The following is a 19,096-nucleotide window of genomic DNA, read 5'->3' on the forward strand; positions in this document are numbered from 1 at the left end:
CGTTCACCGCTTTGGGTGTTCCGGGGCAGGGGGCGCTAGCGTCGGGGGGCATGGAACCGGTCGAGATCAACGCGGGCGAGTTCTACCTGCGGCAGCTGCGCGCCGACGACCGCGTGGACGACCGGGTCGCCCTGGTCGGCGGCGGCCTGGTCGCGGACATGGCGGCGGCCTCGGCGCACATCGCCGAGCGCGACCGCGAGTGGGCCGACGACGAGCGGTGCACGTGGGCGGTGTGCGAGCAGCTCACCGGCACCGCGGTCGGCGAGGTCGCGCTGGCCATGACCGGCGAGCTGACCTGCTGGACCACCCCCGACCACCGGGGCAGGGGCATCGCCACCCACGCCACGTCGGCGGTGCTGCGGTTCGGCTTCGGCTTCCTGGAGCTGCCCGCCATCACCTGCGCCCCGACCGACGAGGCCGGGCGGCGGGTGGCGGGCCGGTGCGGGTTCTCCCCCGGCGCTCGGCCGGGCGTGTGGACGCGGCTACGGTAGGCGCGCATGAGGGCCACCCGCCTGATCGTCTCCGCGCTCTGCGCGCTGGCGCTGGTCTCGTGCACGCCCGCGCCCGCCGCCAGGAACGCCGACGGCCCCGTCGAGGAACCGCTCGCGGCGACCACCACGACCGCGCCTGCGCTGCCGCCCAGACCCCGCGACGTGCGCCTGGACGACGTCGACCCGTGCGCGGTGCTCACCCCCGAGCAGCGCGCCGAGCTGAGCCTGGACAACCCGCCCAGCCCGTACCTGGAGACCACCTTCGGCAACGCGAAGGCGTGCACGATCCGCAGCAACATCAGCGGGAACGTGGTGCGGCTGGCCCTCGTCGTAGTGGAGGGAGCGCGGGTGTGGCTGACCGAGGACGCCCAGGTCGACGCCAGGTTGACCCGGATCATGGGTTTTCCGGCGCTGATCGTGCGCACCCCCCAGCTGGACGAGGTGTGCAACGTGGAGGTCGACGTGGCGGACGGGCAGTTCCTGGACGTGATGTTCCGCGACGGCGGCAACCGGACCGCCCTCGGCCAGGACGCGCTGTGCCAGGGCGCGCAGCGCGCGGCTGAGGCGGCGGTGGCCAGTTTGCTGCAGCGGGGCTGACCCGCACGGGGGAAGTAGCGTCCAAGCACTCCCCGCTGTCGGATCGGCCGGCTACAGTGACCGTGCGCTGATGAGAGTCGGGAGGTCGACCCATGCCGTCGGAAGACCACGGTTGGGGTGCCGACGCGGGTTCACCGCCCGTGTCGCACACGCTGAACGTGGATCCCACCGCGATCCCCAGCCTCAAGACCGCGTTCTCCGGCGCGCTGACGAAGCTGGACAAGCAGATCGAGCTGGCGATCAACGAGGTCCGCGTGCGCCCGTGGGCGGGCGACCCGGTCAGCACCGAGGCCGCGGAGAAGTTCAACGAGCGCTCGTTCGAGTCGGGTGACTCGGCGCTGGGCGCGCTGCAGAGCTACCAGCAGCAGCTCAAGGCGGCGATGGACGCGTTGACCCTGGTCGAGCGGCAGTACCACGCCATCGAGGACGACAACACCGGGTTGATGGAGCAGCAGGGCGGCTGCTGAGGCCGCGGCAGGCAAGGGGAACTTCATGCCCGATGGACACCGCTGGAGCGGGTACAGCCACGAAGAGCTCTACCAGAAGATCAACTCCGGCCCTGGTCCACAGGCGTCGCACGCCTCCGTGGAGCGCTGGGAGGGGATCGCCGCCGCGCTGACCGAGATCAACGCCGAGCTGCACGCGGGCGTGGCCCGCTCCGGGGCGCACTGGGAGGGCAGCGCGGCCGACCAGGCGCGCGCGGGCATCAGCCCCCTGGCCGCGTGGGCCGACGACGCCCGCGCGGGAGCCGACGTCATGCGGGTGTCCGCCGAGCTCCAGGCCGACTTCATCGCCAAGGCCCGCGCCGACATGCCGCCGCCGGTGAAGGTGACCGCCGAGGACCCCGGCACCTTCATCAGCGCGCTGACCCACCTGGTGGGCGGGCAGACCGACTACGAGCTGCAGGAGAAGGCGCACAACGCCGCCGAGCAGCGCGCCCGCGAGGTCATGGCGACCTACGCCTCCAGCACGACCACGAACACCAGCACCCTCGGCCAGTTCCACCAGCCGCCGCAGCTGGTGGTCAACGCCACCGAGGTGGTGCGCAACGAGGCGCCCGGCGCGGGCGGCGCACCCGGTTTCGGCTTCTACGGCGGCCCGCGCGGCGGGCACGGCGGCCGGTGGGGCCGCGGTGGTGGCCGGGGTGGGCGCGGTCGTGGCGTGGTGCCCGCACCGCGACCGCCCGCAGGGGGTTCCGCGGTGGGCCGGCCCTCGTCCGGCGGACCCTCGACGGGCACGTCGGCGGCGGGCCCGGCGCAGGGCGGGGCCACGACCCGGACCGCGAACGGCACGCCCACGCCGTCCGGCGGCGGTGGCAGCGGCGGCAGCACGTTCGCGCCCGGCGTGATCGGCGGGCGGGGCGCGCAGGACCGGCGCAGGGCCGAGTCGGAGTCCGAGCGCGCCGCCGCGTCCGAGCACACCGCCGCGTCCGCTCAGAACGGCCAATCGGCCGCGGCGGCGGGGCACAGCAGCGGCACCACGTCGATCAGCTCGGCCGAGTTCGGCGCCATCGCGACCAGCGCCAACGCCCAGCACACCGCGGCGGTCGCCCCCGGCGGCGCGTCCGGCGCGCTGCCCGGCGCGGCCCAGTCGGGCGGCGACACCGTGCACAAGCGGACCGTGCAGGCCGCGCCGCAGCAGCCCGCGTTCGACCCGTTCGGCGGGATGGGCGCGCGGTCGGCGGAGGAGGAAGAGGACACCTTCCACGACGCGGCCGACTACCTGCGCGAGACCGACGACATCTACGGCATCGGCGGGATGATCTCGCCACCGGTGATCGGGGAGAGCCGGCCCTTCTGATGACGTTGTTCGGCCTCGACCCGGACGCGCCCGACCTGCGCGAACCGGTGACCATCTCGGCGTTGGAGTTCGACGTGCTCTGGGAGCACCTGCGGCTGGAGACCATGCCGCTGGTGCTCAAGGTGCCCTCGCCGGGCAAGACCCACGGCGAGCGCGCCGAGCTGGTGCGGCGCGTGTGGGCGGACCTGGAGCGGCGCGGCCTCGGCAGGCCGGTGTCGCTGGACCCGGCGCTGGAGGACCTGCTGCACCTGCTCAACCGGCCGCAGCAGGAGGTGGACGGCAGGTTGTGGCTGGGCCGCAGCGTGCGCGTGCTGGCCGCGGCCAAGGGGCGCTCGGGCGTGCTGGCCGTGCTGGACGGCGACCAGCTCACGCTGCGGCCCGCCTCCGGCGAGGGGCTGCCGCGCGAGGCGCTGTCGGTGCTGCCGCCGCTGGGACCGGGGGCCGGGCACTCGGTGACGCTGCCCAGCCCGGACCTGGACGCCGCGGCGGCCGGGGCGTCGACGCCGGAGGAGCTGGAGACCGCCCTGCGCGGGCGCGGGGTGCGGGCGGAGGACGCGCGGACGCTGGCGGAGATGTTCCGCGACGCCGGGCACCGGGGGCAGTTCGGCGTGGCGGCGCGGGACAAGTGGGGCAAGCGGATGCGGCCGGAGCGCGTGGTGGCGTTCTTCGACACGCCCAAGGGGCGCTACGTGCAGATGCGCCGGGCCGCGCCGGGCCAGCAGCCGTGGAGCACCGTCTCCCCCGTCGACCTCCGCCGCCTCACCCACCACCTCGACGAGCTCTTCCGCGAGTCGAACGCCCAGAACCCCTGAGTTCAACGCTCAGGTTCGGCGGTTTCCACCTTCGGGTGAACCATGACCGGATTTCCGGGCTCGGCGATCGAGTAGTACATGATCGAGATTCCCGAAGGACTCCACGGCGCCCACGCCCGCACCGACCTGCTCGCCCACCTCGGCCCGCTGGAACTGCGCCGCGCCATCGCGGAGGGCAGCCTCGTCAGCTACTCGCGCACCGTCGTGGTCGCGCGGGCGAGGATGGCCGACTTCCGCACCCGCGCGGCGGCGGCGCTGCTGGCCGCCGGACGCGGCGCGGTGCTCGCGGGTCACACCTCGGCCTGGCTGCACGGCTGCACGGCGGCCGAGACCGAACGCGTCCACCTGTTCCTGGGCTACGACCGCAAGCTGCGGCCGCGACCGGACCTGGCGGTCCACTACCAGAACCTCGACCCCGCTGATGTGGTCGAACTCGACGGCCTGCCCTGCGTGACGCTGGAGCACGCGATCGGCGACCTGCTCTGCCGCGCGGTCCGGCACACCGCTCTGGCCTGCGCGGACCAGGCCCTGTCGTTCCTGCGCCCTGACCAGCGGGCCGAGGCCAAGGCCGACCTCGCGGTGCGCATCGCGCGTCGCCCCGACCCGCGCGGACGACGCCGGGGCGCGTTCCTGCTGGACCTGGCGACCGGCCTGCCGGAGTCGCCGCCCGAGAGCGGCCTGCTGCTCAAGGTGGTCGAAGCGGGCTTCCCGGTGCCCGAGGCGCAGCACCCGGTGCGGGACCTGGACGGGCGACTGGTCTGGCGGCTGGACTTCGCCTGGCCGGACCGCCGGGTGGCGCTGGAGTACGACGGCTACGCGGCCCACGTCGGCAAGCGGGCCGAGGATCGGGTGCGGGACGAGGACCTGCGCAGGCGCGGGTGGACGGTGATCCGGGCCGACGTCTCGGACCTCCGCGACCCGACCCGGCTGTTCCGGCGCCTGAGTGACGAACTCGGGGGTCCTGGACGTTCGACTCGCGGTACCTGAGCGTTCGACTCGCGGGGTTTAGGAGCCGATGCCTCGGCAGGGGCGGGTGCGCAGGTCGGCGACGTAGTCGTCCGGGGCGCCCGCCGCCTCGGCGGCGTCGGCGACCACGCCGAGGTAGCGCGCCGAGGGCAGGCCGCCCTCGTAGGCGTCCAGGACGTACAGCCAGGCCACGACCGAGCCCTCCAGGGTCTGCACCCGCAGCCGGATCTTCCGGTACAGGCCCAGCGCCCCCTCCCAGCGGTCGAGGGTGGCCTCGTCGCGCGGGCTCACGTCGTAGAGCACGCAGAACACCTGCGAGTCGGGGTCCTCGACGATGGTGGCGAGCGCGCCCTCCCAGCCGAGGTCCTCGCCACCGAACGTCAGACGCCATCCGGCGAGCCACCCGGTCCCGGCCATCGGGGAGTACGGGGCTCGCTCCATCATCTGGTTCGGGTCCATGTTGGACCCGTACGCGGCATAGAGCGGCACGACGACAGCCTAGCGACCCCGCGATCACCGGGAGGAACCAGAAGACCGGACGACACGCCCCGACACCCGACCGCGTACGGTTGTGCCTGCCTGTCGAACTGGAGGAGGACGTGTCGTGACCCGCATCGTCATCATGGGCGGTGGCCCCGCAGGTTACGAGGCGGCACTGGTGGCGGCCCAGCACGGTGCCGACGTGACCGTGGTGGAGCGCGAGGGCCTGGGCGGGGCGTGCGTGCTCTACGACTGCGTGCCCTCGAAGACCTTCATCGCCTCCGCCGGGGGCCGCTCGGCCTTCCGCAACGCCGGTGAGCTGGGCATCCGCATGGACGGCGTGGCCGCCGAGGTGTCGCTGCCGGTGGTCCACGGCCGGGTGAAGGGCCTGGCGCTGGCGCAGTCCGCCGACATCCGCGCCCGCCTGCAGCGCGAGGGCGTGCGCATCATCAAGGGCACCGCGAAGTTCTGCGACGACGCGCGCGGCCTGGCCCAGCACCAGGTGGTCGCGCTGGCCGAGGACGGCACCAAGGAGGTGCTGCCCGCCGACGTGGTGCTCATCGCCACCGGCGCGACGCCGCGCGTGCTGCCCGGCGCGGAGCCCGACGGCAAGCGCGTGCTGACCTGGCGGCAGATCTACGACCTGCCCGAGCTGCCCGAGCACCTGGCGGTGATCGGCTCCGGCGTCACCGGTGTGGAGTTCGCCTCCGCCTACACCGAGCTGGGCGTGAAGGTGACGATGGTCTCCAGCCGGGACCGGGTGCTGCCGCACGAGGACGCGGACGCCGCCGTGGTGCTGGAGGACGTGTTCGCCGAGCGCGGCACGTCGGTGGTCAAGCACGCCCGCGCGGACCGGGTGGAGAACGTCGGCGACGGCGTGCTGATCCACCTGGAGGACGGCCGCACGATCGAGGCCAGCCACGCCCTGATGACCGTGGGCAGCGTGCCCAACACCAGCGACATCGGCCTGGACAAGATCGGCATCGAGCTGGGTCGCGGCGGCTACATCCCGGTCGACCGGGTGTCGCGGACCAACATCTCCGGCGTCTACGCGGCGGGCGACTGCACCGGCGTGCTGCTGCTGGCGTCGGTGGCCGCGATGCAGGGCCGCATCGCCATGTGGCACGCGCTGGGCGAGGGCGTGAGCCCGATCAAGCTCAAGACGGTCGCGGCGAACGTGTTCACCAACCCGGAGATCGCCAGCGTCGGCATCAGCCAGCAGGCCATCGACTCCGGCGAGGTGCCCGCGCGCACCATCATGCTGCCGCTGACCACCAACCCGAGGGCCAAGATGGAGGGCCTGCGGCGCGGTTTCGTGAAGCTGTTCTGCCGCCCGGCCACCGGCGTGGTGATCGGCGGCGTGGTGGTCGCGCCCAACGCCAGCGAGTTGATCCTGTCCATCGCGATGGCGGTGCAGAACCAGCTCACCGTGGAGGACCTGGCCACCACGTTCTCCGTCTACCCGTCGCTGACCGGCTCGATCACCGAGGCGGGCCGCCAGCTGATGCGGCACGACGACCTGGACTGACGCGGGCGGCGCGGCCACGCCGGTGGGCGTGGCCGCGCCGGTCCCGGCCCGGTCCTCGGCTCAGTCGTCGTCCTCGACCCAGTCGAAGGTCCTGGTCACGGCCTTCTTCCAGTTGCGGTACTGCTTCTCGCGCACCGCCTCGTCCAGCCGCGGGTCCCACTGCTTGTCCTGGGCCCAGTTCTGCCGGATGTCGTCCTCGCCCTGCCAGAACCCGACGGCCAGGCCCGCCGCGTAGGCCGCGCCCAGCGCGGTGGTCTCGTTGACCACCGGCCGGATCACCGGCACGCCCAGGATGTCGGCCTGGAACTGCATCAGCAGCTCGTTGATCACCATGCCGCCGTCGACCTTGAGCGACTTCAGCGGCACGCCCGAGTCGGCGTTCATCGCGTCGATGACCTCGCGGGACTGGAACGCCGTGGCCTCCAGCACCGCGCGGGCCAGGTGGCCCTTGTTGACGAACCGGGTCAGACCGACGATGGCGCCGCGCGCGTCGGAGCGCCAGTACGGCGCGAACAGGCCGGAGAACGCGGGCACGAAGTACGCGCCGCCGTTGTCCTCCACGGTGCGCGCGTGCTCCTCGATCTCGGCCGCGTCCTTGATCATGCCGAGGTTGTCGCGCAGCCACTGCACCAGCGAGCCGGTGACCGCGATGGAGCCCTCCAGCGCGTACACCGGGGCCTTGTCGCCGATCTTGTAGCAGACCGTGGTGAGCAGGCCGTTGTCGCTCATCACCTTCTCGGTGCCGGTGTTGAGCAGCAGGAAGTTGCCGGTGCCGTAGGTGTTCTTGGCCTCGCCCGGCGACAGGCACGCCTGGCCGAACGTGGCCGCCTGCTGGTCGCCCAAGTCGCCCGCGATGGGCACGCCCGCGAGCGCGCCGCGCTCGCGCACCTTGCCGTAGACCTCGGAGGAGGAGCGGATCTCGGGCAGCATGGACAGCGGGATGCCCATGTCGGCCGCGATGTCGGCGTCCCAGTCCAGCGTGTCCAGGTCCATCAGCAGGGTGCGGGAGGCGTTGGTCGGGTCGGTGATGTGCAGGCCGCCGTTCACCCCGCCGGTCATGTTCCACAGCACCCAGGTGTCCATGTTGCCGAACAGCAGCTCGCCCGCCTCGGCCTTCTCCCGCGCGCCCTCGACGTTGTCGAGGATCCAGCGCACCTTGGGGCCGGAGAAGTAGGTGGCCAGCGGCAGGCCGGTCTTGGCTCGGTAGCGCTCCTGGCCGCCGCCCAGGGCGGCCAGCTCCTGGCAGATGCGGTCGGTGCGGGTGTCCTGCCACACGATCGCGTTGTAGATCGGCTGCCCGGTGGTGCGGTCCCACACCAGCGCGGTCTCGCGCTGGTTGGTGATGCCGACCGCGGCGATGTCGGCGGCGGTCAGGTCGGCCTTGGCCAGCGCGCCCGCGGCGACCTGGCGGGTGTTGGCCCAGATCTCGGTCGCGTCGTGCTCGACCCACCCGGCCTTGGGGAAGATCTGCTCGTGCTCCTTCTGATCGACCGAGACCACGCGCCCGGAGTGGTCGAAGATCATGCAGCGGGTCGACGTGGTGCCCTGGTCGATCGCGGCCACGTACTTGGTCATCGTGCGGGACGTCCTTTCAGACCGGGAGGGCCAGGTAGAGCAGGCCGGCGAGGGCGGCGCCGAGGAGCGGGCCGACCACCGGGACCCACGAGTACCCCCATTCCGCGCTGCCCTTGCCCCTGATGGGCAGGATCGCGTAGGCGATGCGCGGGCCGAGGTCGCGCGCCGGGTTGATGGCGTAGCCGGTGGGGCCGCCCAGCGAGTTGCCGATGCCGATGACGACGAAGGCCACGCCCGCGTAGCCCAGCGCGGCGTTGCCCAGCTGCGGCACGCCGTCCGCGGCGGCCTTGGCGGCCGGGCTCAGCAGGACCCACGCGACCAGCACGAACGTGCCGATGACCTCGGTGAGCACGTTCCAGCCGCGACCGGGCACGGTGGGCGCGGTGCAGAAGATGCCGCGGGTGCCCGCCGGGTCGTCGTGGGCGTCGAACTGGAGCTTGTAGGTCAGCCAGGCCAGCACCGCGCCCAGGAACGCGCCGAGCAGCTGGGCGGCGAAGTACACCGGCACCTGCGCCCACTCGGTCTTGCCCGCGACGGCCAGGCCCAGGGTCACCGCCGGGTTGAGGTGCGCGCCGCTGGGGGCGGCGATGCTGGCGCCCGCGAACACCGCGAAACCCCAGCCGAAGTTGATCAACAACCAGCCGCCGCCGCTGCCCAGCGTGTCCTTGAGGACCACGTTGGCCACGACGCCCGCGCCCATCAGGATCAGGATCGCCGTGCCGAGGGTCTCCCACACGAAGATCGAGGCACTGCTCACTCGCCGACCTCCTCGCCTAAGCAGGTGGTGGCGCTCGTCACGGGTTCGGCGGCGCTGCCCACCCCACACTGTGCCGTGAAGCTAGTTCGCCCGCTGATCGTTTGTCTACAGTGGCGTACCAGCGGGTAACGTGATCTGGTCAGTCCTGGTCGGACATTTTCGCGGCACGCGAGGAGGCGTTCCCCTTGGTCACGCGCAAGCCGGCTCACCCCGCCGCCACCGGTCGCCTCGGCCCCGCCGAGCGGGAACTGGCCTGGCAGCGGCTCGGCGCGGACACGTTCGACCTGGTGATCATCGGTGGTGGTGTGGTCGGGGTCGGGGCCGCCCTGGACGCGGCCACCCGCGGCCTGCGGGTGGCCCTGGTGGAGGCCCGCGACCTGGCCTCCGGCACGTCCAGCCGGTCCAGCAAGCTGTTCCACGGCGGCCTGCGCTACCTGGAGCAGCTGGAGTTCGGGCTGGTCCGCGAGGCGCTGCGGGAGCGCGAGCTGATGCTCACCAGGATCGCTCCGCACCTGGTCAAGCCGGTCAGCTTCCTGTACCCGCTGGCGCACCGGGTGTGGGAGCGCCCGTACACCGCGGCGGGCCTGCTGCTCTACGACACCATGGGCGGCGCCCGGTCGGTGCCCGGCCAGAAGCACCTGACCAGGGCAGGCGCGCTGCGCATGGTGCCCGCGCTCAAGCGGGACGCGCTCATCGGCGGCATCCGGTACTACGACGCCCAGGCCGACGACGCCCGCCACACCATGATGGTGGGCCGCACGGCTGCCCACTACGGCGCGGTGGTGCGCACCTCCACCCAGGTCGTCGGCTTCCTGCGGGAGGCCGACCGGGTCTCCGGCGTGCGCGTGCGCGACGTGGAGGACGGGCGGGAGACCGACGTGCGGGCGCACGCCGTGATCAACGCCACTGGCGTGTGGACCGACGAGCTGCAGCGGCTGTCCGGCAGCCGGGGCCGGTTCCGGGTGCGGGCCAGCAAGGGCGTGCACATCGTGGTGCCGCGCGACCGGATCGTCTCCGAGTCGGGCCTGATCCTGCGCACCGAGAAGTCGGTGCTGTTCGTCATCCCCTGGCGCAACCACTGGATCGTGGGCACCACCGACACCGACTGGAACCTCGACCTGGCCCACCCGGCGGCCACCGAGAAGGACATCGACTACATCCTCGACCACGTCAACTCGGTGCTGGCCACGCCGCTGACGCACGACGACATCGAGGGCGTCTACGCCGGGCTGCGCCCGCTGCTGGCCGGTGAGAGCGAGTCGACCTCGAAGCTGTCGCGGGAGCACGCCGTGGCGCGGGTGGCGCCGGGGCTGGTGGCCATCGCGGGCGGCAAGTACACCACCTACCGGGTCATGGGCGCGGACGCGGTGGACGCCGCGGCGGTGGACGTGCCCGGCCGCATCCAGCCGTCGATCACCGACAAGGTGCCGCTGGTCGGCGCGGACGGCTACCACGCGCTGGTCAACCAGGCCGACCAGCTGGCGGGCGCGTACGGGCTGCACCCCTACCGGGTGCGGCACCTGCTGGACCGCTACGGCTCGCTGGTGCACGAGGTGCTGGAGCTGTCCACGGACAACCCCGAGCTGCTCAAGCCGGTTCCGGCCGCGCCGGACTACCTGCAGGCGGAGGTCGTCTACGCGGCCTCGCACGAGGGCGCGCTGCACCTGGAGGACGTGCTGACCAGGCGGACCCGGATCTCCATCGAGTACCCGCACCGGGGCGTGGAGTGCGCGCTGCCGGTGGCGCGGCTGATGGCCGGGGTGCACGGCTGGGACGAGGCCAGGGTGGAGCACGAGGTGTCGGTCTACACCGCGCGGGTGGAGGCCGAGCGCGCCTCGCAGGGCGAGCCGAACGACCAGTCGGCGGACGCGGTCCGCTCGTCCGCCCCCGAGGCCCGCCCCCGCATCACCGACCCCGTCTCCTGACCGCGTCGGCAAGTACTACCCGACGCGCCCCGTTGAGCGCATAACTACTACCCGTGCCAAGAGGACATGAGGCCGGGTAGTAGTCAACGGCCCGTCGCGGCGGGTCGGGTAGTACTTGCAGGCGTCAGGCGAGGGCGGCCAGGGCGGCGTGGACCATCACCCGCACGCCCACCAGCAGGGCCCGCTCGTCCAGGTCGAAACCGGGCTGGTGCAGGTCGCGCTGCCGCTCCACGCCGTCCCACACGCCCAGCCGGGCGAACGAGCCGGGCACGTGCTCCAGGTACCAGCCGAAGTCCTCGCCGCCGGAGGACTGCTCGGTCCCGGCCAGCGCGTCCTCGCCGAGCGCGGCCTCGATGCCCGCCCGCAGCAGCACGGTGCTCTCGCGGTCGTTGACCACCGGGGGCACGCCGCGCCGGTGGTGCAGGTCGAACCCGACCCCGGTGGGCGCCAGCAGCGCCGCGGTCAGCTCCTTGATCAGCGGTTCCAGCTCGGCCCAGATGTCCCGGTCGCCGGTGCGCAGGGTGCCGCGCAGCACGCCGTCCTGCGGCACCGCGTTGGGCGCCTCGCCCGCGTGCACCGCGCCCCACACCAGCACCGTGCCCGACCTCGGGTCCACCCGCCTGGACAGCAGCGACGGCAGCCCGGTGATCACCGTGCCCAGCGCGTGCACCAGGTCGGCGGTCAGGTGCGGCCGGGAGGTGTGCCCGCCCGGCGAGGTCAGCCGCAGCTCCAGCATGTCCGAGGCGGAGGTGATGGGGCCGATCCTGGTGCCCACCCGCCCGACCTCCAGCCGGGGGTCGCAGTGCAGCCCGAAGATCCGCTCCACGCCGTCGAGCCCGCCCGCCGCCAGCACGTCCAGCGCGCCGCCGGGCATGACCTCCTCGGCGGGCTGGAACACCAGCCGGACCCGGCCGGGCAGCTCGGTGGCCGAGGCCAGGGCCAGCGCCGCGCCCAGCAGCACGGTGGTGTGCGCGTCGTGCCCGCAGGCGTGCGAGACGCCCTCCACGGTCGACGCGTACGACGCGCCGGTGCTCTCGGTCAGCGGCAGCGCGTCGATGTCCGCGCGCAGCGCCACGCAGCGCGGGCCGCTGCCCACGTCGCAGACCAGCCCGGTGCCGCCGGGCAGCAGCCTGGGCTTGAGGCCCGCGGAGCGCAGCACCTGCTCGATCAGCTCGGTGGTGCGGTGCTCCTTGCGGGACAGCTCGGGGTGGGCGTGGATGTGCCGCCGCCAGGCCACGACCTCGGTGGCGTTGGCCGCCAGCCAGTCGTCGAGCCACGACGGGCCCCGCCCCTCCCCGAGATCGCGCACAGGGGCAATGCTCACCCCCCGCTCGGACAACAGCACCTCGGGGTCCTCCTCACTCGGCAGCTCGGGACGCGAGTCGAGGACCGTCACGACGCACCTGCCACTGCGCCCAGGAGCCGCTCGCGCTGCCGGTCGTCCGTCGCCGCGGCGATGGTCGTCCAGGCGAGGGCGAGCGCTCCGTCGAGCACCGCTCGGTCGGCCGAGGCCGACGCACAGGCTGTCGCGAACTCGTGTTGGTGGTTCACCGCGTCTCCGCAGTCGATGGCGATGGTCGGGTGGATGGCGGGCAGCGCACGGGTGATGTTGCCCATGTCGGTGCTGCCGATCTTCTCGCGGAGCTCCTCCTCGGGGCTCAGCGGTCGTCGGCCCAGCTCGACCGCGGCACGCCGGTAGGCCTCCGCCAGCCACTGGTCGGGGGTCAGCTCCGCGTAGGGGGGCGACACCCGGACGACCTCGTAGGAGCAGCCGGTGGCCAGCGCCCCGGCGTGGAAGCAGTCGTCGATCCGCTGCTCCAGCCTGCGCAGCGAGTCCAGGTCGTCGGCGCGCAGGTCGAACACGGCGGAGGTGCTGGCCGGGATGATGTTCGGCGCCGCGCCGCCCTTGGTCACGATGCCGCTGACCATCTGGCCGGGCTCCAGGTGCTGGCGGGCCAGGCCGATGGCGACCTGGGCCACGGTGAGCGCGTCGCCCGCGTTGACCCCGCGGTGCGGGGCCGCGGCGGCGTGCGACGGCTTGCCGGTGTAGCGGACCTCCAGGTCGGCCAGCGCCAGCGAGCGCGCCGCGATGGCCTCGTACGGGGCGGGGTGCACCATCATCGACAGCGCGACGCCGTCGAACACGCCGCGCTCCAGCAGCAGCACCTTGCCGCCGCCGACCTCCTCGGCGGGGGTGCCGATCACCCGGACGGTGATGCCGAGCGCGTCGGCCACCTCGCGCAGCGCCAGCGCGGCCCCGGTGGCGGCCGCGGCGATGACGTTGTGCCCGCAGGCGTGCCCGACCTCGGGCAGCGCGTCGTACTCGGCGCACAGGCCCAGCACCAGCTCGCCGGAGCCGTAGGTGGCGGTGAACGCGGTGTCCAGGCCCGCGACGCCGCGCTCGACCTCGAAGCCCTCGGCCTCCAGCAGGCCGGACACCTTCGCCGCGCTGCGGTGCTCCGCGAACGCCAGCTCGGGCTCCGCGTGGATGCTGCGGGACAGGTCCACCAGCGCGGTCGAGTACCGCTCGACGGTCGAGCGCGTGCTCATCTTGAAGTCGGTACTCATTTGCGTTCCATCCTGCATCACCGCCCGCGGGCAGGACGCACCTGACGCGGGTCAACCGGCGGCCGGTCGCACGGGAACGACAAGCGGTGTGCGAACTTCGGCCAGACCGATCAAGTCTGCGCAGACGTCCCTACACTGGGACCATATAACGATGAGGTGCTCCCAGAAGCTGGGATACACCCGTTCTAGGGGAATTCAGCCCTTGCCCGCCCGCCACTTGGCCCACTTGCGCTTGTTGCGCCAGAAGACCAGGGCGAACAGCACCAGCGCGGTGCCGCCCAGCCACATCTTCTGCCGGGCGCTCGGCTCGGCCTCGGCGTTGTCCTGCTGCGGCGGGTCGAGCTCCGGACCGGTCCCCGTCGGGGTCGGCGTCTCCGTCGGCTGCGCGGCGACGACCACGTGGTCGCCCTGCGGAGCGGTCGCGCTCGCCGCCCCGGTCACGCTGAAAGCGCCTGCCAGGGCGAGCAGGCACACCGCGAGCAGAGATCGCCACATGGTCGCCTAGCGTAGTCATCGCCACGCTGGGATACCACCGTCAACTGTCGTCTGAAACAGCTTCACGCTTTCCGGCCGCGAACGCCGCCAGAATGCGCTCGGCGGCCAGCGTGGCGGTCAGCTCGCCGTCGCGCACCTGCCGCTCCAGCTCCGGGGCCAGGTCCTCGACCGCCTCCCGCACCCGCGCCAGCACCCGCTCGTCGACCATCGCCCAGGTCCACTCGACCTGCTGCCCGCGCCGCCGCTCAGCCAGCTCGCCCGCCCGCTCCAGGGTCTCGCGGTGCGCCAGCACCCGCTCCCACACCTGGTCCAGGCCCGCGCCGGTCAGCCCGCTGCAGGTGAGCACCGGCGGCGTCCACGACGCGCCGGGCGCGCGCAGCAGCCGCAGCGCGCCCGCCAGCTCGCGCGCGGCCTTGCGGGCGTCGGCCTCGAACGGGCCGTCGGCCTTGTTCACCGCGATCACGTCGGCCAGCTCCAGCACGCCCTTCTTGATGCCCTGGAGCTGGTCGCCGGTGCGGGCCAGGGTCAGCAGCAGCGAGCAGTCGGTCATGTTGGCCACCGCGACCTCGGACTGGCCGACGCCGACGGTCTCCACCAGCACCACGTCGTAGCCCGCGGCCTCGACCAGCAGGATCGTCTCGCGGGTGGCCCTGGCCACGCCGCCGAGCGTGCCCGAGGTCGGCGACGGCCGGATGAACGCGGCCGGGTCCACCGCCAGCCGCGCCATCCTGGTCTTGTCGCCCAGGATGCTGCCGCCGGTGCGGGTGGACGACGGGTCCACCGCCAGCACCGCGACGCGGTGGCCGCGCCCGGTCAGCATCGAGCCGAACCCGTCGATGAACGTCGACTTGCCCACGCCGGGCACGCCGGTGATGCCCAGCCGGTGCGCGCCTCCGGTGTGCGGCAGCAGCCGCAGCAGCAGCTCCTGGGCCAGCGCCCGGTGGTCCGCGCGGGTCGACTCGACCAGCGTGATGGCGCGCGCCAGCGTGCCCCGGTCGCCCGCGAGCACGCCCTCGGCGTACGCGCCGACGTCGACCACCGGCCTAGGCATGCCCGAGCTGCCCCTGCCCCGACTGCCCGTGCCCCAGCTGCCCGTGCCCCAGCTGTTCGGCGAGCTCGCGCAGCAGCGCGCCCGCGGCGTCGGCGATGACCGTGCCGGGCGGGAAGATCGCCGCCGCGCCCGCCTCGCGCAGCGCGTCGAAGTCCTGCGGCGGGATCACCCCGCCGACCACGATCATGATGTCCTCGCGGCCCAGCCCGGCCAGCGCCGAGCGCAGCGCGGGCACCAGGGTCAGGTGCCCGGCGGCCAGCGAGGACACCCCGACCACGTGCACGTCGGCCTCGACGGCCTGGCGGGCCACCTCGTCCGGGGTCTGGAACAGCGGGCCGACGTCGACGTCGAAGCCGAGGTCGGCGAAGGCGGTGGCGATCACCTTCTGGCCCCGGTCGTGGCCGTCCTGGCCCATCTTGGCGACCAGGATGCGCGGGCGGCGGCCCTCCAGCGCGGCGAACTCCTCGACCGCGGCGCGCGTCGCCTCCACGTCGGGCACGGCCCCCGCCTCCTGCCGGTAGACGCCGGTGATGGTGCGGATCTGCGCCGAGTGCCTGCCCCAGACCCGGCCCAGCGCTTCGGAGATCTCCCCGACGGTGGCCTTGGCGCGGGCCGCGTCGATCGCCAGCTCCAGCAGGTTCCCGTCACCACCGGCCGCGTTGGTCAGCGCGGTCAGCGCGGCGTCCACAGCGGACTGGTCGCGCTCCGCGCGCAGCCGGGCCAGCTTCGCCAGCTGCTGCGCGCGCACCCCGGCGTTGTCGACCTTGAGCACCTCGATCCGCTCGTCGATCTCGACCCGGTACTTGTTCACGCCGATCACCGGCTGGCGGCCGGAGTCGATGCGCGCCTGCGTGCGCGCGGCGGCCTCCTCGATGCGCAGCTTGGGGATGCCCGCGTCGATCGCCTTGGCCATCCCGCCCGCGGCCTCGACCTCGGTGATGTGCGCCCACGCCCGGCGCGCCAGGTCGTGGGTCAGCCGCTCCACGAACGCGCTGCCGCCCCACGGGTCGATCACCCGCGTGGTGCCGGACTCCTGCTGGAGCAGCAGCTGCGTGTTGCGCGCGATGCGCGCGGAGAAGTCCGTGGGCAGCGCCAGCGCCTCGTCCAAGGCGTTGGTGTGCAACGACTGCGTGTGCCCCTGCGTGGCCGCCATCGCCTCCACGCAGGTGCGCGTGACGTTGTTGAACACGTCCTGCGCGGTCAGCGACCAGCCGGAGGTCTGGCTGTGCGTGCGCAGCGACAGCGACTTGGGGTTGCGCGGGCCGAAGCCCTTGACCAGCTTGGCCCACAGCAGCCGGGCCGCGCGCAGCTTGGCGACCTCGGTGAAGAAGTTCATGCCCACGGCCCAGAAGAACGACAGCCTCGGCGCGAAGGCGTCCACGTCCAGGCCCGCGTCGCGCCCGGCCCGCAGGTACTCCACGCCGTCGGCCAGCGTGTAGGCCAGCTCCAGGTCGGCGGTCGCGCCCGCCTCCTGCATGTGGTAGCCGGAGATGGAGATGGAGTTGAACTTCGGCATCTCCCGCGAGGTGTAGGCGAAGATGTCGGAGATGATCCGCATCGACGGCTGCGGCGGGTAGATGTAGGTGTTGCGGACCATGAACTCCTTGAGGATGTCGTTCTGGATGGTCCCGGCCAGCTGCTCCGGGGCCACCCCCTGCTCCTCGGCCGCCACCACGTACAGCGCCAGGATCGGCAGCACCGCGCCGTTCATGGTCATCGACACGCTCATCCGGTCCAGCGGGATGCCGTCGAACAGCTGGCGCATGTCGTAGATCGAGTCGATGGCCACGCCCGCCATGCCCACGTCGCCCGCCACCCTCGGGTGGTCGGAGTCGTAGCCCCGGTGGGTGGCCAGGTCGAACGCGACCGACAGGCCCTTCTGCCCGGCGGCCAGGTTGCGCCGGTAGAAGGCGTTGGACTCCTCGGCGGTGGAGAAGCCCGCGTACTGCCGGATGGTCCACGGCTGGTTGACGTACATCGTCGGGTACGGGCCGCGCAGGAACGGCGCGATGCCGGGGTAGGTGCCCAGGAAGTCCAGGCCCGCCAGGTCGGCCCCGGTGTAGAGGGGCTTGACCCCGATGCCCTCGGGGGTCTCCCACGCCAGCGCGTCCGCGCCCTTGCCGGTGGCCTCCTGCAGTGCCTCCTGCCACCGGTCGGCGCTGGTCTCGGTCGGCTCCCCGAGCTCGATCTCGGCGAAGTTGGGGATCATCGCGGAACTCCGAGGAACTCGAAGGTGTGCTCCAGCACGCGCAGCGCCGGGCAGCCGGTGAACACGTACTCGTCGACGTCGGCGGCCGATCCGGCGCCGGAGTCCTGGCCCGCCAGCAGGACGCGCTGCGCTCCGGCCTCGCGCAGCGCGGCGGCGACCGGCGCGGCGAGCTCGGCGTAGCTGGACTCGCTGCCGCACAGGCAGGCGATCCGCGCCCCGCTCTCCCGGAACCGCGCCACCACGTCCTCGACCGTCGCGGTCGCCCCGGCCTGCGGCGTCTCGATGCCGCCCGCCTGGAACAGGTTGGCCGCGAACGAGGCCCGCGCGGTGTGCCTGGCGACCGGGCCGAGCGTGGCCAGGAAGACCTTGGGGCGCTCGGGGGCGGCGTCCGCGCGGTCGCGCAGCGCCTCGTACGCCTGGGCGTAGCGCACGCGCGGCAGGCCGCCGCCGGGCCGCTCGGGGGCGGGCGCGCGGACCACCGGCCGCTCGGCCGGGTCCGGGAACTCGCTGACCCCGGTGATCGGGTCGGTCCGGTCGGCCAGGTTGGCGCTGCGCCGCTGCCAGGTGGCGGCCAGCCGGTCGGCGACCAGACCGGAGCGCAGCGCCGCGAGCAGCCCGCCCGCCGCCTCGATCTCCTGGAACCACGCCCACGAGGCGCGCGCCAGCTCGTCGGTCAGCTTCTCCACGTACCAGGAGCCGCCCGCCGGGTCGATCACGCCGGCCAGCCGCGCCTCCTCCAGCAGCACCGACTGGGTGTTGCGGGCGATGCGCCGGGAGAAGTCGTCGGGCAGGCCGATCGCGTCGTCGAAGGGCAGCACGGTCACCGCGTCCGCGCCGCCGGTGCCCGCGCCGAAGCAGGCCAGCGTGGTGCGCAGCATGTTCACCCACGGGTCGCGGCGGGTCATCATCGCGGGCGAGGTGACCGCGTGCTGCGCCTGCGGGGCGGGCGCGCCGCAGACCTCGGTGACGCGGGCCCACAGCCGCCGCGCCGCGCGGAACTTGGCGGTGGTCAGGAACTGGTCGGCGGTGGCGGCCAGGCGGAACTCCAGCAGCCGCGCGGCCCGCGCGGCGGGCACCCCCGCCTCGGTGAGCACCCGCAGGTAGGCCACCCCGGCGGCCAGCGAGGCGCCCAGCTCCTGCGCGTCGGAGCCGCCCGCCTCGTGGTAGGGCAGGCCGTCCACGACGACCGCCTTCAGCTCGGGGAACTCGCGGGCGCGGTCGACCAGGTCCACCAGCGCGGCCAGGTCGGCGTCCTGGTTCGTGCGGGCCAGCACCGACAGCGGGTCCGCGCCGAGGTTGCCCCGGACCTCGCCCGCGGGCACCGAGCGCTGCCGCCACACGCGCAGCATCTCGCGACCGGCGGCGGCGAACTCCGCGCCCGCGTCCACCACCACCGGGGCCAGGTCGAGGTAGACCTCGGCGAGCAGGTCCTCCAGCCGGTCGACCGGGACGCGGTCCTGGCCGATCTCCAGCCACAGCGAGGTGACGCCGTTGTCCAGGTCGGCCGCGACCGCCTCGCGGTCGGCGACCGCGTGCCGCTGCCGGACGTCCCAGCCGCCCGCCGTGCCCTGCGGGCGGGAGCCGCGCACGAACGGCGCCAGACCGGGGAAGCCGCTGGGCGGGGCGGTGTCCTCGGCGGTGTAGAGCGGCCGCACGCGGATGCCGTCGTAGGTGGTGGTGACCAGGGACTCGAAGTCCGCGCCGGACTTGCGGAGCACGCCGTGGACCAGGTCGAGCCACTGCTCCCGGTCCGGCGTGGGGAACTCCGCCGCTAGCGCCAGCTCGCCTGACGGCTCCATCATGCTCAGCAGTGTTACCCAGTAGTAGTACGGCGGCTATGTG

Annotated in this window: 17 protein-coding genes; 8 read left to right on the forward strand and 9 right to left on the reverse strand. The window is 73.3% G+C overall.

What is annotated here, in order from left to right:
- The first annotated feature begins 50 nt into the window (after window positions 1-50).
- The 6 genes from JOF41_RS26575 to JOF41_RS26600 all read left to right on the forward strand — a co-directional run bounded on the left by JOF41_RS26575 (window position 51) and on the right by JOF41_RS26600 (window position 4,687).
- On the forward strand, window positions 51-491 hold the full coding sequence (locus JOF41_RS26575; RefSeq protein ID WP_189225672.1) for a GNAT family N-acetyltransferase: 441 nt from the start codon (window positions 51-53) through the stop codon (window positions 489-491).
- Window positions 492-497: 6 nt separating this feature from the next.
- Complete coding sequence (locus tag JOF41_RS26580) at window positions 498-1,088, forward strand: DUF3558 domain-containing protein (RefSeq protein ID WP_189225673.1); 591 nt, start codon at window positions 498-500, stop codon at window positions 1,086-1,088.
- Window positions 1,089-1,246: 158 nt separating this feature from the next.
- Complete coding sequence (locus tag JOF41_RS26585) at window positions 1,247-1,555, forward strand: transcriptional regulator (RefSeq protein WP_229796043.1); 309 nt, start codon at window positions 1,247-1,249, stop codon at window positions 1,553-1,555.
- Window positions 1,556-1,580: 25 nt separating this feature from the next.
- Window positions 1,581-2,888, forward strand: coding sequence for a PPE domain-containing protein (locus JOF41_RS26590; protein WP_209622867.1), 1,308 nt, complete (start codon window positions 1,581-1,583; stop codon window positions 2,886-2,888).
- Entirely contained in the window at window positions 2,888-3,700 is an 813-nt protein-coding gene (locus tag JOF41_RS26595) for an ESX secretion-associated protein EspG (protein ID WP_209622869.1), read from the forward strand. Before JOF41_RS26590 ends, JOF41_RS26595 begins: the two co-directional genes overlap by 1 nt.
- 78 nt (window positions 3,701-3,778) lie before the next feature.
- Entirely contained in the window at window positions 3,779-4,687 is a 909-nt protein-coding gene (locus tag JOF41_RS26600) for a DUF559 domain-containing protein (protein ID WP_209622871.1), read from the forward strand.
- An 18-nt stretch (window positions 4,688-4,705) separates the two neighbouring features.
- On the opposite strand, the gene JOF41_RS26605 is transcribed toward JOF41_RS26600, so the two are convergent.
- Window positions 4,706-5,155, reverse strand: coding sequence for a gamma-glutamylcyclotransferase family protein (locus JOF41_RS26605; protein ID WP_189225678.1), 450 nt, complete (start codon window positions 5,153-5,155; stop codon window positions 4,706-4,708).
- A gap of 115 nt (window positions 5,156-5,270) precedes the next feature.
- On the opposite strand from JOF41_RS26605, the gene JOF41_RS26610 reads away from it, so the two are divergent.
- Entirely contained in the window at window positions 5,271-6,674 is a 1,404-nt protein-coding gene (locus JOF41_RS26610; protein ID WP_189225679.1) for an NAD(P)H-quinone dehydrogenase, read from the forward strand.
- A 60-nt stretch (window positions 6,675-6,734) separates the two neighbouring features.
- On the opposite strand, the gene glpK is transcribed toward JOF41_RS26610, so the two are convergent.
- Together glpK and JOF41_RS26620 are read right to left on the reverse strand one after the other, a co-directional pair.
- On the reverse strand, window positions 6,735-8,249 hold the full coding sequence (gene glpK / locus JOF41_RS26615; protein WP_209622872.1) for a glycerol kinase GlpK: 1,515 nt from the start codon (window positions 8,247-8,249) through the stop codon (window positions 6,735-6,737).
- Window positions 8,250-8,265: 16 nt separating this feature from the next.
- Window positions 8,266-9,006 (reverse strand): MIP/aquaporin family protein, encoded by a 741-nt coding sequence (locus JOF41_RS26620; RefSeq protein ID WP_209622874.1) that lies wholly within the window; start codon window positions 9,004-9,006, stop codon window positions 8,266-8,268.
- Window positions 9,007-9,191: 185 nt separating this feature from the next.
- On the opposite strand from JOF41_RS26620, the gene JOF41_RS26625 reads away from it, so the two are divergent.
- On the forward strand, window positions 9,192-10,931 hold the full coding sequence (locus JOF41_RS26625) for a glycerol-3-phosphate dehydrogenase/oxidase (protein ID WP_189225682.1): 1,740 nt from the start codon (window positions 9,192-9,194) through the stop codon (window positions 10,929-10,931).
- 124 nt (window positions 10,932-11,055) lie between these two features.
- Here the strand turns inward: JOF41_RS26625 and JOF41_RS26630 are convergent, their stop codons facing one another.
- From JOF41_RS26630 to JOF41_RS26655, 6 genes are all read right to left on the reverse strand, one after another.
- A complete protein-coding gene (locus JOF41_RS26630) occupies window positions 11,056-12,327 on the reverse strand; it encodes a M20 family metallopeptidase (protein WP_189225683.1) in 1,272 nt (423 codons plus the stop codon).
- Window positions 12,324-13,499 carry a M20 family metallopeptidase gene (locus JOF41_RS26635; protein WP_209622876.1) on the reverse strand — a complete coding sequence of 392 codons (1,176 nt, stop codon included), beginning with the start codon at window positions 13,497-13,499 and terminating at the stop codon, window positions 12,324-12,326. The genes JOF41_RS26630 and JOF41_RS26635 overlap by 4 nt, the downstream gene beginning before the upstream one ends.
- Before the next feature lie 195 nt (window positions 13,500-13,694).
- Window positions 13,695-13,994, reverse strand: a complete 300-nt coding sequence (locus tag JOF41_RS26640; RefSeq protein WP_189225685.1) for a hypothetical protein — start codon at window positions 13,992-13,994, stop codon at window positions 13,695-13,697.
- 40 nt (window positions 13,995-14,034) lie between these two features.
- Entirely contained in the window at window positions 14,035-15,045 is a 1,011-nt protein-coding gene (gene meaB, locus JOF41_RS26645; protein ID WP_189225686.1) for a methylmalonyl Co-A mutase-associated GTPase MeaB, read from the reverse strand.
- Window positions 15,038-17,254, reverse strand: a complete 2,217-nt coding sequence (scpA, locus tag JOF41_RS26650; protein WP_189225687.1) for a methylmalonyl-CoA mutase — start codon at window positions 17,252-17,254, stop codon at window positions 15,038-15,040. Before scpA ends, meaB begins: the two co-directional genes overlap by 8 nt.
- Window positions 17,251-19,056 carry a methylmalonyl-CoA mutase family protein gene (locus JOF41_RS26655; protein WP_244989703.1) on the reverse strand — a complete coding sequence of 602 codons (1,806 nt, stop codon included), beginning with the start codon at window positions 19,054-19,056 and terminating at the stop codon, window positions 17,251-17,253. The genes scpA and JOF41_RS26655 overlap by 4 nt, the downstream gene beginning before the upstream one ends.
- Window positions 19,057-19,096: the final 40 nt, after the last annotated feature.

Source organism: Saccharothrix coeruleofusca, assembly GCF_017876325.1.
GTDB lineage: Bacteria > Actinomycetota > Actinomycetes > Mycobacteriales > Pseudonocardiaceae > Actinosynnema > Actinosynnema coeruleofuscum.

Coding starts and splice junctions, on each gene's coding strand:
- meaB (WP_189225686.1), bottom strand. CDS start 15,045: ATGCCTAGGCCGGTGGTCGACGTCGGCGCGTACGCCGAGGGCGTGCTC.
- JOF41_RS26590 (WP_209622867.1), top strand. CDS start 1,581: ATGCCCGATGGACACCGCTGGAGCGGGTACAGCCACGAAGAGCTCTAC.
- JOF41_RS26595 (WP_209622869.1), top strand. CDS start 2,888: ATGACGTTGTTCGGCCTCGACCCGGACGCGCCCGACCTGCGCGAACCG.
- JOF41_RS26580 (WP_189225673.1), top strand. CDS start 498: ATGAGGGCCACCCGCCTGATCGTCTCCGCGCTCTGCGCGCTGGCGCTG.
- JOF41_RS26600 (WP_209622871.1), top strand. CDS start 3,779: ATGATCGAGATTCCCGAAGGACTCCACGGCGCCCACGCCCGCACCGAC.
- JOF41_RS26640 (WP_189225685.1), bottom strand. CDS start 13,994: ATGTGGCGATCTCTGCTCGCGGTGTGCCTGCTCGCCCTGGCAGGCGCT.
- JOF41_RS26635 (WP_209622876.1), bottom strand. CDS start 13,499: ATGAGTACCGACTTCAAGATGAGCACGCGCTCGACCGTCGAGCGGTAC.
- JOF41_RS26655 (WP_244989703.1), bottom strand. CDS start 19,056: ATGATGGAGCCGTCAGGCGAGCTGGCGCTAGCGGCGGAGTTCCCCACG.
- scpA (WP_189225687.1), bottom strand. CDS start 17,254: ATGATCCCCAACTTCGCCGAGATCGAGCTCGGGGAGCCGACCGAGACC.
- JOF41_RS26575 (WP_189225672.1), top strand. CDS start 51: ATGGAACCGGTCGAGATCAACGCGGGCGAGTTCTACCTGCGGCAGCTG.
- glpK (WP_209622872.1), bottom strand. CDS start 8,249: ATGACCAAGTACGTGGCCGCGATCGACCAGGGCACCACGTCGACCCGC.